This is a genomic window from Mucilaginibacter sp. P4_D1 (genome assembly GCF_056401935.1).
The window spans coordinates 74,233-87,172 of the sequence record NZ_JBFUIJ010000013.1 but is presented as its reverse complement, the minus strand read 5'-3'; the positions used below and the strand labels follow the sequence as shown (position 1 = coordinate 87,172).

Genomic DNA, 12,940 nt, shown 5'->3' with positions numbered 1-12,940 from the left:
CAACAAAGCAATCCCTATATATAAACCCCGTAGCTCATTTTTAACCTATCCATTACTACATGGGTATAAAAGCGCTGCACATCGGAGCTATCCATAAAATATTTTTTGCTGAATTGCTCGTAGTGTTTCATATCCCGGGTGTTAACAATAAGCACCAGGTCATAGGTACCGGTTACGTAGTAGCACTGGGATACTTCGGGGCAATTTTCAATTTCGGCCCTGAACCTTTCGATAGTGCGGGAGCCATCTTCCTGCATACAGATATCTACTATGCAGGTTAGCCCAACACCTGCCACAGCGGGCGAGATGATAGCTACATCGGCCTCAATAATTTTTTCATCACGCAGTTTGGCTATCCGCCTTTGCACAGCTGACCCGCTAAGGTTTACCATTTGGGCCAGGGCCTGGGCGGTAAGGCGGTTGTCTTTTTGTAATAAGCGCAGCAGCTTTTTATCGTAGTCGTCAAGCGTGTACATAATTTACCCGTTTTAAGGGCTAAATTAATTAAAACATGCGCAATACCGGTCATTAAGCGATTTTTATGCAGGGGCTTGTTGGTAGTTTTGAATTATCATCCACAGTAAACAAACAGGTAAAATTTTATGAAATTATTAGCCAACAGCATATTCACCGAGGCCGAAATTGAGCAATTCAGAAACGAAACTATCGGCTGTACCTATGTTAACCATTTAAACAACGCCGGTGCCGCATTAATGCCCAATGTAGTTACCGATGCCATTACCGGCCATATTAGACTGGAAGCCGAGATAGGCGGATATGAGGCCGCCACAGCAAAGGCCGATGCCATTGCCGAATTTTATGAACTGGCCGCCCGGCTTATCAATAGCAAACCCGGTAACATCGCCTTTACAGCAAGCGCTACCGACTCGTACATCAGGGCTTTATCTGCCATTCCATTTGTTGCAGGAGATATCATTTTAACTGATTGCGACGATTATATCTCAAACCAGCTCCATTTTCTGTCGCTTAAAAAACGGTTTGGGGTTGATATTGTCCATATAAAAAATGCCGCCGCAGGCGGTGTCGAACTTGCCGACCTGGAAACTAAATTATATGAGCTTAAGCCCAGGTTGCTGGCTATAACCCATATCCCCACCAATTCGGGCCTGGTGCAGCCGGTTAACCAGATTGCAGCCATCTATGCTAAATATAGCCGGGAAAATGGTGATAAAACATGGTATATTTTAGATGCCTGCCAATCGGCAGGGCAAATGAAGCTGGATGTACAGCAGCTGCAATGCGATTTTTTATCGGCAACTATCCGTAAGTTTTTAAGAGGGCCGCGTGGTTCGGGCTTTTTGTATATTTCAGATAAAGCTTTGCGGGCCAAACTCGAGCCTTTGTTTATTGATATGCGCGGCGCGCGATGGACAGAAAAAGACCAATATGAGCAACAGCCCGATGCAAAACGTTTTGAAGACTGGGAGTTTGCCTACGCTACTGTAGTTGGCAGCGCCGAAGCAATCAGGTACTGCCTGGCCATTGGCGAAGACCGGATCTGGCAGCAGGTTAAACAGCTATCTGCCTATTTGCGCAGCCGTTTAGCATCAATAACAAATGTCAGGGTGTTGGATCAGGGGCCCGAATTGAGTTCGTCTGTTACCTTTACGGTTGCAAACTCATCGGCCGAGTTCCTGGTGAAGCAATTTTCACAGCACAATATCAACGTGGTATCGTCCTATCGTGAATTTGCGGTTATCGATTTTGACGAAAAACAGGTAGAGTGGGCCATCAGGGTATCGCCTCATTATTATAACACTGTTGATGAACTTGACGCGTTGGGTGATTGCCTGGCCGGTTTTTAATTTAAGGAGGCGTTTAACCCTCCAGTTTGCCCAACACCTCTTTGGCGTATGAGCTACCGATTGGGATACTTTGCTTGCCAATTTCAATATGGCTGCCCGTATAGGCATTAATATGGTTGATGGAAATTATGTAAGAACGATGTACGCGGATGAAGTAATTGGCCGAAAGTTTTTCTTCCAGGTAGCCAAGGGTTTGGTAGGTAATAACGGGTTTATCTGTAGTATGTATTTTTACATAATCCTTCAGGCCTTCAATGTACAGGATATCTTTGAGTAGCAACCGCACCATTTTTTTATCGGCCTTTACATAAATAAAAGCATGCTGATCGGGCTTTGATGGTTGAAGTGGTGCGGGCAGGCTTATTACCTCGGGTGTTTTGGCGTTGATGAATTTATCAACAGCTTTTAAAAAGCGTTCAAATGATACGGGTTTCAGCAGGTAATCAATCACATTAAGTTCGTAACCTTCCAGTGCAAACTCGCGGTAGGCCGTTGTCATGATAACCGGCGGCGGGTTTTTAAGGGTGCGCAACAGCTCGATGCCGGTTAATTGAGGCATCTGGATATCTAAAAACACCAGGTCCACGTTGTTTGCTTTAAGTGCGTTGTAAACCTCCATGCCATTGGCGCAAATGGCAACCGGGTTTAAGTTGTGGAGTTTGCTTACATGGTTTTGCATAATTTCGCGGGCAAGCTCCTCGTCGTCGGCTATGATACAGTTTATAGGTTTCATAGGTCAAGTTTCAGGTCGGCCTCAAAAATGCCATTGTTTTGGTTTAGTACAAGCTCATAGTGGTCCGGGTAAGTTAGCTCCAGTCGCCGTTTAACATTTTTAAGCCCAAGTCCATAATTATCCGGTTTGGGCAACGGTTGATAACTGTTTTCTACCTTTAAATACAACCGGTTCCCGGTAACTTTCAGGTTAATGGTTATCCAGCCATCGCTTTCGGCAAGGCTGTGTTTAAAAGCATTTTCAACAAAAGGCAACAACAAAAGCGGGGCTATCATTTTGCCGGCAATATCGCCCGAGTATTGGAACGATAATTCAAGCCTGTCGGCAAAGCGCATTTGCTCAATACCAATATAGCTTTCCAGGTGTTTGATCTCGTCCTGTAGCAATACCTTGTTTTCGCTTGCTTCGTACAACATATAATGCATCAGATCCGATAGGCGAAGCACCACTTTTGATGCCTGTTCGCTGCCCTTTAGTGTAAGCGCATAAAGTGTATTTAGTGTATTGAAAAAAAAATGCGGGTTTATTTGCGCTTTTAGCAGCCCCATTTCGGCGTTAAATTTTTCCTTCTCCATTTCGCGCATGTTTTTTTCTTGCTGATATGCATTACGCATAAGCTTAATAAGCATGGCAATAAACAGGACAGGAGCATTGCCCGCCGCATTTTTGAAGATGCGTACCGGAATCCAGAAATCTGTTTTTTCCATTTTAAACATAGCCGGGTCATGAATTTTATCCCAGGGTACCCAAATGGCGTAAGCAAAAAAGCGCGGCAGCAAACCACCAATTAATATTAACACCACCATCCCCATGGCGTACTGAATATACTTTTGAGGATAATAAAATAGCGGCATCAGCACATACAGGTTTAAATAAGTAACCAGCATGCAAATAGGAACGCTTGTTGACAACTGCGGATCAAGCTTAAAAGCAAATACATCCTTATCTTCCCAACCATTGTTTACACATTGGTACAGGATATAGGCCAGCCAAAACAGCAGGTGCCGTGTTATAGCCTGGTATGGTATCTGCCTGTTTTTTTGCATGTTGTAAAATTGAACATTCTAAGCTATTTGTGCCGGTTTTTTCGACAAATACCCTTTTTTAAGCTGTTAATTATACGTTTACCCCCTTTAACGGGTTTAAGCCCGGCAAAGGTGTATCGGCGGCATATAAGCGGCAGTACGTCTAAAAGTACAAAATAGAAGGTTTTAGCTCCATTTATTTGGGGCATGAAAATTTTTAAGGCTGCAAGATTTAGCAGGAGTTTGTGTTTATTGGTAATACTTACGGTAACCGGTTTACAACAGTTATATGCACAGGACGCGTTTGCCCCGCTGCCGGTAGCAAGCCGCCCGCATTTGCAGGCCACACGCATTACCGGGCCAATAAATATTGATGGTATACCCGATGAGGCCGCGTGGAATAACGCACCGGTAGCTGCTCATTTTACCACGGCCTACCCACGGCAGGGGGATAAAGCTACCTACGATACCGAGGTTAGGTTGTTGTATGACGACAAAAATATCTACATCAGCGCCCGCTGTGATTTTCCGCCGGGGAAGAAAAGCCTCCAGGTTCAGGATTTGCGCCGCGATTTCAGCTACAGCAATAACGAGCTTTTTGAAATCCTGATTGATCCTTTTAAAGATCCGCGCATGCCGGTAATGACGTTTAGTGTAACGCCCTATGGCACGCAAATGGATATTATGCACTATGCCGATTTTAGTTACGACTATAAATGGGATGCGGTATGGCAGGCCGCCAGTAAAATACAGGAACATTCATGGACAACCGAAGTGGCCATTCCGTTTACTTCATTGCGGTATCCAAAAAACTCAACAGAGTGGAGCATTAACTTTGCCCGCAACATCCGGTTTATTGGCGAAACCAACGGCTGGTCGCCCTGGCCGCAGGCTTTTAGCGAAACCCAGCTGGCTTACGGCGGCATTCTTACTAACATAGTGCCCCCGGAAGCCAGCTTCAATTTACGGATTGAGCCTTATGCTTTGGTAAATGCCAGTCGTGCGGATGATAACAAGCCGCGTTACAAACCCGAGTTTGGCGGCGAAATTAAGTATGCCATCAACTCCAACACCCTGCTTGAAGGTACCATTAATACCGATTTTGCCCAGGCCGATGTGGATAAGCAGGTAGTTAACCTGAGCAGGTCGAGCGTTTTCTTTCCCGAAAAACGGCAGTTCTTTTTAGAGAATTCAAGCTTGTTTTCGGTAGGTCAAAACAGCATTATTCAGCCGTTTTTTAGCAGAAGGATAGGGTTGAGCGATAATGGCTCGCCTTTAACCATCAATGGCGGCTTAAGGTTTATTCACCAGGATAACAAACAGTCTGCCGGAGTACTGGTGATGAAACAAAATGGCGATACTACCGAAAACGGGGCGTTGTTTGGCGTTTTCAGGTACAAAAGAAGCGTTAGCCAAAGTTTGCAACTGGGGGCGATGGAGGTATTGCGGCAAAACTTTGCCGGCTTAAATCAGCCCGCATCTGTTAACCCTGTCGAGGTGGTGGATGCTTTTTGGCAGGTAAGCCAGCCGTTATTTATAAGGGGGATGGCATCCTATTCGGGCAACTCGCTAAGCGGGCAAAAGGGGCCTGCCGCCTTCGCCGAATTTAACTACTCGGCTACACACTTTTTTATCGATTGGTTTCAAACTGCTGTATCTAAAGGTTACCAGGCACAAACCGGCTTTACCGCCAGGGACAATTTTATCAATACACAACCCACGCTGTATGTTTTTATGCATAAAAAATGGTTCCCCAAAAATGTACAGTTTTTTAGCCCGCAATTTACTGCCGATATTTACCATGAGGCATCAAGCGGTAAATTCCAGGAGGCCAGCGTAGTGGTGATGCCGCTGCAATTGTTTTTTACCAATCAATCGCACCTTGATTTTAGTATCACCAGTTCGTGGGAGAACCTGACAGATAATTTTCAGCCGGTGCGGAATGTTGACATAGCCGCGGCCAATTATCACTTTAACCGGTACGAATTTTATGGCATTACCAATGCCGCAGCGCCCTTTAGCGCCGAAACCCGGTTGAGTACAGGCGGCTATTATAATGGCAGGCTTAATAGTTATTATTTATCGTTACGTGCTGCCCCCGTGCCCCGGCTATCGCTGGTAATGAGCTACACCCGCAACGATTTTAAAAATGTGGGCATAAACCAGGTATCAACCACTACCCACCTGTTAGCGCCCGAATTGCGGGTAGCTGCAAATCCCAAAATGTTGCTCTCAGCCTTTTACCAATACAATACTGATGCCCGTAACGGATCGTTAAATGCCCGCTTCTCCTGGGAATACAGGCCGCTATCGTTCATTTACCTGGTGGTAAACAGCGTTAATAATTACTATAAAACCCCATTCGTAATTCCGCAGCGACAGCAGGGAGGTATCATGAAGCTTACTTATATCAGGCAGATATAAAGGATAAAGTCTGCCGGTTTTGAAATGAACAATATCATTCTGCCTCCGCAATCGTTTTTACAATATCCAGTGCCTTAGGCCAAACATCCTTAAAAAAGGCGATTATATCTTTAGGGAAATTGCCGCCGCTAAGTTGAATGGTAAGCAGGGTTTTGCCGTTGTTGATTTTGAGGGTATATTCTTCTAACGAACCTCTGCATACCTTGGCGCCGCTGCTGTCATAATTCTCGATACCATTAACTATTTCGCCAATGCCTTTTATCGCCAGAAATTCATTTGGGATGGCCTTATCTATCAAGCCTACCATCCCCGATCCTTTATGATCTAAAAATAAAGCCTTGCTGCCTTCTTTCCAGTCGGTAACGGCGTGCGAGCCTTCGCAAAAAACTGCAGTCCACTTGGGGTAATTAGCATCGGTAAAAAGTACGTCCCAAACCTTTTGGGGTGATGCATTGATCTCGATATTGAATGTCGGACTTTCCATTTTGGTGTGTTTTGGTTACCTCAAAAATGGGTAATATTTAACAGGGTTCAAGGGGCAAAAGCGACAATTTGGGGTGTTGATACAGACGAATGTTGTGTTATGGGTAAATTGACGCTAAAACTGGTAAACGCATGTAAACAGGGTTAACATAACTTAACATAATTTTGATTTATTTTTTGCTTAAGTCATTTATAATCAGTTTTTTACAGCAAAAATATGGTTAACACATGTTAACCATGTTTTCGCTGTTTTCCAGATATGAAACTTAAGGTTGAAATAACACGAGGAGGGTAGGCATTAAATATCAAACCCCACGCTGTACTTCAACTAACTACCACAACTCCAGTGTTTAATTAAACTTTTAAATAAAATCGGCGTTCTTTACTCCATTAATCACTACTCCTTAAATAAATCAGTTTTTCCCAACTTCGATAATATGGAACGAGCCAGTCACTTGTTTTGGGCGCGGCTTTGGGTTTTCGGCAGTTACCATACCTTGCTCTGTTTTGGCGGCAGGCAGGTACAGTTTGTGGGTTAACAGGTCGATGCCGATGGTACGGGCGCTGGGTTCGGTCGGGATGTTTTCTACAAACTCAAATTTATCGGCGCTAAGCTCTTTTACCACGCTAATAGTTCCCTCGCCGTTTGAGGCATAGGCTAATTTTAGTTTAGGATCAAACACCAGCCCGTCGCAACCGCCTATCGGGAATTTGGCTAAGTTTTTACCATTGGCGGCGTCCATTACCACCATGGTGCTGTTGCCGCCGCAACCAATAAACAGGCGATTGGTAACACGGTCGATATCTAAACCCGACGGTTCATCGCCGCCTTCAATTTTATAACGGGCCTCTACTTTTAAGGTAGTAGCGTTTATCACAACCACTTCGTTGGTAGTTTCGGCATTTACAAATACTTTTCCTTTGCCGTCAGATACGCCGGTTTCGGGTTTGGCATCCAGCGGGATGGTAGCCACAACTTTATCGGTAGCTACATCAATAACTGTAGCATCTTTACTACGGCCATTAAACGTGTACACTTTTTTTGCAAAAGGTTCATAAAATATAGCGTCGGGGTTGGTGCCTACGGCTATTTCATTTAAAACCTTTAAGGTGGTTAAATCAAAAACAATTACTTTATTGGCACGGCCTGCGCTGATGTAACCCTTATTTAAAGTATTAACCAGTGCAATTCCGTGAACACCCGGGGTATTTGGAACATAGCCAATAGAATCGCCGGAAGTTGATAAGATATTAACCTGATTGCCATGCGACGTATAAATACGTTTATTGGCTCCATCTACAGTAATATAATCCCAGCCACCGGGGCTTTTTATGGGGAAGCTTTTTAACATATGGAAGCCTGTTTTTTGTTGGGCCTGGGTATAAATCGGTTTAGCAATTATTAAAATAGCCATAAAGGCCAATCCGGGTATAAGTTTAGCACTTTTCATAATTAATTGATTTTATGCAATCTACCTGTTTGATTCTGTAGAAATGTTGGATATTGGAAAAGAAACGGCATGCCAAATGTTTTGAAAAAAAAGTGATGTAACCCGTTACATTGACAAAAGGRGGAAACTGCTAAACCGATTAACAAGGGGAGGGCTTCGTGCTATCAAATTAATTAAAAGGAATAGTATGTAAACGCGTAAGGGATTGGCGCGGATACCGGCCTGCGTGGTTAAGGCCTGTGCAGTATGAGCATAAAGCCCGGCCCGACCAAAGGAGGGATACGCCTAAAAACATTCTTTTGGCAAAAAAAAGAGCGACCGGTTTACACCAGTCGCTCTTTTTCTATTATTTTTKTTTAAAAGATTACAAGCCGAAGGCGGCTTTCACTTTATCAACATAATCCAGTTTTTCCCAGGTAAACAACTCCACTTCGCGTACCAGTTCGCTGCCGTCATGGGCAATAAAGGTTTTGGTTACGGTTTCGCTTGGTTTACCAAAGTGGCCGTAAGCCGCTGTTTCGCTGTAAATAGGGTTACGCAGTTTAAAACGGGTTTCAATAGCGTAAGGGGTCATGTTAAATACCTCTTCTACTTTGTTTGCTATCTCGCCATCGTGTAAAGCAACTTTGGCAGTGCCGTAAGTGTTTACGTAAATACCCATGGGCTGGGCAACGCCAATGGCGTATGATACCTGTACCAGTACTTCGCTGCAAACACCGGCAGCTACCAGGTTTTTGGCAATGTGGCGGGTTGCGTAAGCGGCAGAACGGTCAACCTTTGAAGGATCTTTGCCAGAAAAAGCACCGCCACCGTGTGCGCCTTTACCACCATAGGTATCCACAATAATTTTACGGCCTGTTAAACCGGTATCGCCATGCGGCCCACCTATCACAAATTTGCCGGTTGGGTTAATGTGGTACTTAATCTGGTCGTTAAAAAAGTGGGCGTATTTTGGATACTTCGCTTTAACACGAGGGATGAGGATGCTGATGATATCTGCGCTGATTTTGGCCAACATAGCAGTTTCTTCGTCAAAATCATCGTGTTGAGTTGATATTACGATGGCATCTATACGTTGTGGCTGGTTATCATCGCTATACTCTAAAGTTACCTGCGATTTTGCATCCGGGCGAAGGTATTTGATCTCGCTATTTTCGCGGCGGATGGCGGCAAGTTCTATCAATAAAGCGTGGGCAATATCCAATGCCAGGGGCATATAGTTGTCAGTTTCGTTAGTGGCATAGCCAAACATCATGCCCTGGTCGCCAGCGCCTTGCTCTTCGGGGGCCTTGCGTTCAACACCCTGGTTAATATCTGGCGATTGCTCATGAATAGCCGATAGCACACCGCATGAACTGCCATCAAACATATATTCGCCTTTGGTGTAGCCAATTTTGTTGATCACCTCGCGGGCTATTTTCTGTACATCTAAATAGGCTTTTGATTTTACTTCGCCGGCTAAAATTACCTGCCCGGTGGTTACCAGTGTTTCGCAGGCTACTTTTGAGTTAGGGTCGAATGCTAAAAAATGATCAATCAGCGCGTCTGAGATCTGGTCGGCAACTTTATCCGGGTGTCCTTCTGATACGGACTCAGAGGTAAATAAATATGGCATATAAATTTTTTATACAATTAACGTAAAACAGCCGAGCGGGGATTTTTGAGGGATCGTAGTAAAAAGAAGCATGGGTATTAGCACTTTTTTACGTGGTTGCAATCCTTACCTTTTATACAAAGGGCGTTAAATCAGTCCACTTTCGGATTGCAAAAATAAAACAAATTTTACAAAGCCGAAAATACATTTACTTTTGATACTTTAAATAATAACAGATAATTGAAACATAAAGCGTTATTTATAATAAACCCCATTGCAGGGGGCAAGAAGAAGGATGGTGTGCCGGAGCTGATAGATCAACACCTTGATAAAAATGTTTTTGATTACCATATAATATTTACAGATGGGGTTTCGCATGCGCAGCAAATAGCCGCAGATGCCGCCGGTAAGGTTGATGTAGTAGCAGCAGTAGGTGGGGATGGTACCGTGAACGAAATTTCGTCGGCCATAGTAGGGAGTACTACCGCATTGGGTGTTGTGCCATTTGGTTCGGGTAATGGCCTGGCGCGTTTTTTAGGGATACCCATGGATACTGTGGCATCAATAAAGGCGTTAGGGGGGTATAGGGTTGAAACAATCGATTCGGGATTGATGAACGGACAGCCTTTTTTTAACATGGCGGGCATGGGGTTTGATGCCCATATAGCCGAAGTGTTTTCGCATGGTAAAAAGCGGGGCTTTTTAACGTACATTAAATCGAGCATGCAGGAGATTATGAGCTATAAGCCCGAAAAGTACAGCCTGGAGATTGATGGTAAAAAATATGAACGCGATGCCTTTATTATAAGCATTGCCAATTCATCGCAATGGGGTAATGATGTGCATGTAGCCCCCAGGGCATCTGTGCAGGATGGTTTGCTTGACGTTTGTATAATCAGCAAATTCCCGGTTTGGCGCCTGCCCGAGATTGGCGCGCGGTTAATGCTCAAAACAATTGAGGCAAGCCGGTATATCGAAATTATAAAGGGAAGGGACATCCATATTAAAAGAACAGGCCCCGGGCCGATACACCTGGATGGCGAGCCGCAGGTAATGGCTGCCGATTTACATATTAATATAAAACCAAATTCGCTGAAGGTTATAGTAGGAGCCAGCTATCAAAACTAAATAATCATGGCAAAAAAGAATTTTACAGGAGTAGTTTATTCAACCGACCCTGATTTTGAATACCGGGAAAACGGAGGACCGGATGCGCAAACACTGCCTCCGCAACAACAAAATCTAAAAATCTACCTTGATCGTAAAGGCGGCAGCAAGCTTGTAACCAGGGTGAGCGGTTTTATAGGCGCAGATGCCGATTTGGAGGCCATTGGCAAAAAATTAAAAACAAAATGTGGGGTGGGCGGTTCGGTAAAAGATGGCGAGATATTGATACAGGGCGATTTTAGGGATAAAATCCTCGGCCTGTTACAAACCGATGGCTATAAAGCAAAAAAAGCAGGCGGATAGTTGCCTAAATGCTTCATAGCCTATATATTAAGCTGGTTCATAGCGTATTTTATACACTGAAACAGCGTAAAAAAGCGGCCGTTGTGCCACACCAATTATAGCGCATAATATATGTGTAACGAAATAGTAGCATAAATTTTATCACTATTGCTTGATAATATTAAAAAAAATGGTTTTCATTGCAAATAATTGTAGTGGCAACACACAATATTTTATTGGTATTACGTTATTTATATCCAATCGCACACAAAATGTAATTTGGTATTAAAAAATTGTAAAGAATAATATAAATGGTTTTTTTATTTAAAGAAAATTCTATTTTTGTTATTCGCATTTAAGAGCACATTTAACTAACTTATAACATAAACAAAAACTAAAACTAAAAATTTAAAAGTAATGGCAAACGCACCAACAAAACCAACTACTCCTGTTAAAAAAGAAAGCTCAAGTGCATCTGGCATGTTTGCTTCTCTAACTATCCCTATTTGTATAGTAGTAGCAATTTGCATATATATTTTCATCCTTGGCGATCCAAGCCACTTCAAGGGTGGAGATGTTGCAGGTACCCCAGCAGATATCTTCGGCACTGTACACAAAGGTGGTGTGATTGTACCTTTAATCATGTCCTTCTTATTAATGGTTATCGTTTTCTCTATCGAGCGCTTTGTGGTAATTAGCAAGGCTTCAGGTACAGGAAGTGTGGATTCTTTCGTAAGGAAAGTACAGGCTTCTTTAAATTCAGGTAACATCGCTGCTGCTGCTGCAGAGTGCGATAAACAAAAAGGTTCGGTAGCAGCGGTTATCAAATCGGCATTGAAAAAATATGGCGAAATGGAAGCAGAACCAAACCTTGATGTTGACCAAAAAACATTAGCTATCCAAAAAGACATCGAAGAAGCAACAGCTTTAGAAATGCCAATGTTAGAGCAAAACTTAACTATCATCGCTACATTAGTATCTATCGGTACATTAACCGGTTTGTTAGGTACGGTAATCGGTATGATCGGAGCGTTCTCTACATTAGCAGCTGCCGGTGCACCAAACCCTTCTGAACTTTCGGCACACATTTCTGAAGCTTTGATTAACACAGCTTTAGGTATCAGTACTTCAGCTATCTCAATTATCATGTACAACGTATTTACATCAAAAATTGATAAACTGACTTACGCTATTGACGAAACTGGTTTCAGCATCGTACAAACATTTGCTTCGTCACATAAAAACAAATAAGAATATAGTAGTGAACCTGCAGGTGTAGATAACGCCGGTAGGGTTTAAAAACATTATACACTATATATTTTTAAATAAATTTTAATATGGCAAGGATAAAAGTTCCAAGAAAGAGTACAGCAATCGACATGACCGCCATGTGCGACGTGGCGTTCCTGCTGCTAACTTTCTTTATATTAACAGCAAAACCAAGAACCGACGATCCGGTTCCAATCGATGTACCAAGGTCTTCTATTCAAGTGCCTGTTCCTGATGAGAATTTTGCAACGATAACTGTGGGTCATAACAAGGCTTTCTTCGGCATCGAGGGAACAGATCTTCGCAAAGAAACTTTAGAGAAAGTGGGAGCGATTTATAAACAGACTTTTACACCGGAGGAAATGAAAAAGTTTGCGGGTATAGAGTCTTTCGGTGTACCGATTGCGAATATGCATCAATTCCTTAGTTTGTCATCAGAACAGCAAAGACAGTTTGCTCAGCCAGGCATCCCAAGAGATTCGGTAAGTAATGAATTGTTTAACTGGGTCCGCGAAGCTCGTAAAGCTACAGCATCGCTGCATAACGTACAGATGCGTATAGCTATAAAAGGCGACAGCAAGGAAGACTACCCTGTTATAAAGGATGTTATTGGGATTTTGCAAAAGCAAAAACTTAATAAGTTTAGTTTAATAACCTCAATTAGTGGCGGCGCAAAAAAATAAGAA

12 protein-coding genes are annotated in these 12,940 nt (G+C 43.3%); 6 read left to right on the top strand and 6 right to left on the bottom strand.

Annotation, left to right across the window (positions count from 1 at the left end; translation table 11 throughout):
* Positions 1-14: 14 nt before the first annotated feature.
* A complete protein-coding gene (locus AC1DV1_RS13980; protein ID WP_477360138.1) occupies positions 15-476 on the bottom strand; it encodes an Lrp/AsnC family transcriptional regulator in 462 nt (153 codons plus the stop codon).
* A 126-nt stretch (positions 477-602) separates the two neighbouring features.
* Here AC1DV1_RS13980 and AC1DV1_RS13975 point away from each other — a divergent pair, with 126 nt between their 5' ends.
* Positions 603-1,826 (top strand): aminotransferase class V-fold PLP-dependent enzyme, encoded by a 1,224-nt coding sequence (locus AC1DV1_RS13975; protein ID WP_477360136.1) that lies wholly within the window; start codon positions 603-605, stop codon positions 1,824-1,826.
* A 13-nt stretch (positions 1,827-1,839) separates the two neighbouring features.
* On the opposite strand, the gene AC1DV1_RS13970 is transcribed toward AC1DV1_RS13975, so the two are convergent.
* The gene (locus AC1DV1_RS13970; RefSeq protein ID WP_477360134.1) at positions 1,840-2,559 is read right to left on the bottom strand and encodes a LytR/AlgR family response regulator transcription factor; all 720 of its coding nucleotides are present in this window, start codon (positions 2,557-2,559) and stop codon (positions 1,840-1,842) included.
* Positions 2,556-3,605 carry a sensor histidine kinase gene (locus AC1DV1_RS13965; RefSeq protein ID WP_477360132.1) on the bottom strand — a complete coding sequence of 350 codons (1,050 nt, stop codon included), beginning with the start codon at positions 3,603-3,605 and terminating at the stop codon, positions 2,556-2,558. The genes AC1DV1_RS13970 and AC1DV1_RS13965 overlap by 4 nt, the downstream gene beginning before the upstream one ends.
* Before the next feature lie 186 nt (positions 3,606-3,791).
* Here AC1DV1_RS13965 and AC1DV1_RS13960 point away from each other — a divergent pair, with 186 nt between their 5' ends.
* The gene (locus AC1DV1_RS13960) at positions 3,792-6,008 is read left to right on the top strand and encodes a carbohydrate binding family 9 domain-containing protein (protein WP_477360130.1); all 2,217 of its coding nucleotides are present in this window, start codon (positions 3,792-3,794) and stop codon (positions 6,006-6,008) included.
* 34 nt (positions 6,009-6,042) lie between these two features.
* Here the strand turns inward: AC1DV1_RS13960 and AC1DV1_RS13955 are convergent, their stop codons facing one another.
* The 3 genes from AC1DV1_RS13955 to metK form a co-directional block, all read right to left on the bottom strand.
* Entirely contained in the window at positions 6,043-6,492 is a 450-nt protein-coding gene (locus AC1DV1_RS13955) for an SRPBCC domain-containing protein (RefSeq protein WP_477360128.1), read from the bottom strand.
* Between the two features lie 412 nt (positions 6,493-6,904).
* Entirely contained in the window at positions 6,905-7,942 is a 1,038-nt protein-coding gene (locus tag AC1DV1_RS13950; RefSeq protein ID WP_477360126.1) for a YncE family protein, read from the bottom strand.
* A gap of 364 nt (positions 7,943-8,306) precedes the next feature.
* Positions 8,307-9,557 (bottom strand): methionine adenosyltransferase, encoded by a 1,251-nt coding sequence (gene metK / locus AC1DV1_RS13945; protein ID WP_147053396.1) that lies wholly within the window; start codon positions 9,555-9,557, stop codon positions 8,307-8,309.
* A 219-nt stretch (positions 9,558-9,776) separates the two neighbouring features.
* Here metK and AC1DV1_RS13940 point away from each other — a divergent pair, with 219 nt between their 5' ends.
* From AC1DV1_RS13940 to AC1DV1_RS13925, 4 genes are all read left to right on the top strand, one after another.
* A complete protein-coding gene (locus tag AC1DV1_RS13940; protein ID WP_477360124.1) occupies positions 9,777-10,664 on the top strand; it encodes a diacylglycerol/lipid kinase family protein in 888 nt (295 codons plus the stop codon).
* A 6-nt stretch (positions 10,665-10,670) separates the two neighbouring features.
* Positions 10,671-11,006, top strand: a complete 336-nt coding sequence (locus tag AC1DV1_RS13935) for a translation initiation factor (RefSeq protein ID WP_477360122.1) — start codon at positions 10,671-10,673, stop codon at positions 11,004-11,006.
* 396 nt (positions 11,007-11,402) lie between these two features.
* Positions 11,403-12,236 carry a MotA/TolQ/ExbB proton channel family protein gene (locus AC1DV1_RS13930; RefSeq protein ID WP_477360120.1) on the top strand — a complete coding sequence of 278 codons (834 nt, stop codon included), beginning with the start codon at positions 11,403-11,405 and terminating at the stop codon, positions 12,234-12,236.
* An 86-nt stretch (positions 12,237-12,322) separates the two neighbouring features.
* The gene (locus tag AC1DV1_RS13925; RefSeq protein WP_477360118.1) at positions 12,323-12,937 is read left to right on the top strand and encodes an ExbD/TolR family protein; all 615 of its coding nucleotides are present in this window, start codon (positions 12,323-12,325) and stop codon (positions 12,935-12,937) included.
* The last annotated feature ends 3 nt before the right edge of the window (positions 12,938-12,940 follow it).